A 1,913-nucleotide genomic window follows, 5' to 3' on the forward strand; every position below is an offset into this window, starting at 1 on the left:
ATGTGTGCCGCGCATAGCACATTCACTTGACGGTGAAAGTCCGTTATGAGGGTTTATAGCTACCTATCATTAGCCTAAGGCAAGGGTGTCCACCGCGAGGTGGAATCTGAAGGAAGCTGGCGGCAAAGTTCCGGTCCGAGGGACACGAACATCATATAAGGCAAATTTGGTCTGGATGAGCTTACATTGCAAAGCGAAGTCCTAAAGCTATACGGAAGGCCAGAGGTGTAAATGATGCGGATATATGGAATGAAGGTGATGTGTTTTACCGCGGGAGGTCTCACAGACATAGTAGACTATGGTTGAAACAAGATTTACTGTGAGAAGGCAGCAGAGGCCGTAGTACTGGAGATACCATCGACATCTCCGGAAAGGGCTGAATCTTAAGAAGTAAGTAGTGAATGAAAATTACCTTGTGAAGGGAAGAATGCAGAAAATATCGTCAGATACCTGGCCACAAAAGAATAGGACGGAATCCGAAGGCTATGTGGGAGGGCAGACTTATATGAGGATAATTGAAAACAACCTTGCTGATGTTATTACATTAGAAGATGGATTACTAGATCAGATCCTGTCTCCTACAAACCTGAACAGGGCTTACCGTCAAGTACGGAGCAACAAAGGAAAAGGAGGAGTGGATAAGATGGAAGTCGATGCCTTAAAGGACTATCTTATAGAAAACAGGGATGGACTGGTACAATCCATAAGGGATGGGAAATACTATCCCAAACCAGTACGTAGGGTAGAAATACCCAAAGAGAATGGCAAGAAGCGCATGCTTGGTATCCCAACTGCAGTAGACAGGGTGGTACAACAAGCCATTGCCCAGGTGCTCTCGACTATTTATGAGAAGCAGTTTTCACCGCATAGCTACGGATTCAGACCGAATAGAAGCGCACACCAGGCATTGAAGAAAGGAAGGGATTATATCAGCGAGGGATACTGTTCTGCCGTCGATATGGATCTGGAACAGTTTTTCGACAGGGTCAATCACAGTAAACTTGTGGAGATCTTATCAAGAACTATAAAGGATGGTAGGGTAATCTCCCTTATCCATAAATATCTTCGTGCAGGGGTGGTTGCCGGAAATAAGTTTGAGGAAACAAATGAGGGAGTGCCCCAAGGAGGCCCACTAAGTCCGCTGTTGAGTAATATCATGCTAAACGAGTTGGATAAAGAGCTTCAAAGAAGAGGGCATAAGTTCATCCGATACGCGGATGATCTACTCATCCTATGTAAGAGTAAGCGAAGTGCAGAGAGGACATTGGAAAAGATTCTTCCATTCATAGAAGGGAAGTTGTTTCTCAGGGTAAATAGAGAGAAAACCCAAGTTTGTTCCATTAATAAGGTCAAATTTCTCGGATATACCTTTTATCGAAATCGCGGTAAAGGAAGACTCCGTGTCCATCCCAAGAGTATCCGGAAGATGAAAGAGCGTATCAAGACGCTGACATCAAGGAGCAATGGTTGGGGCGATGCTCAAAGAAAAGAGTCATTGCGCCAATTTATCAGAGGGTGGGTAGCCTACTTTAAATTGGCAGATATGAAGATTATCCTTCAAAAAGTTGACCTATGGTACAGAAGGCGATTGAGAATGTGCATCTGGAAAAAGTGGAAACTCATCCGGACCCGGTTGAGGAACCTCCTGAAATTAGGAGTGTCTGAATCTAAGGCTAAACTGATGGCATCAACAAGAAAAGGATACTGGAAAATCTCGGGTACTTCAACTCTTAATGTTGCGATAACCAATGAACGACTTAGAAAATCGGGCTACATTTTCTTACTGGATACTTTTCTGAATGTAAAGGACATAAATTAAGAAGGCGCCGTATACGAGATCCGTACGTACGGTGCTGTGAGAGGACGGATAGGGAAAATCGTTAACAGATAATCCCTATCTTCCTACTCGATTT

General features: G+C 43.9%; 1 protein-coding gene. It reads left to right on the forward strand.

What is annotated here, in order from left to right:
• The first annotated feature begins 397 nt into the window (after positions 1–397).
• Positions 398–1,819 carry a group II intron reverse transcriptase/maturase gene (gene ltrA / locus O0V13_RS21370; RefSeq protein WP_268037050.1) on the forward strand — a complete coding sequence of 474 codons (1,422 nt, stop codon included), beginning with the start codon at positions 398–400 and terminating at the stop codon, positions 1,817–1,819.
• Positions 1,820–1,913 lie beyond the last annotated feature (94 nt).

It is taken from the genome of Algoriphagus sp. PAP.12, assembly GCF_026652115.1.
GTDB lineage: Bacteria > Bacteroidota > Bacteroidia > Cytophagales > Cyclobacteriaceae > Algoriphagus.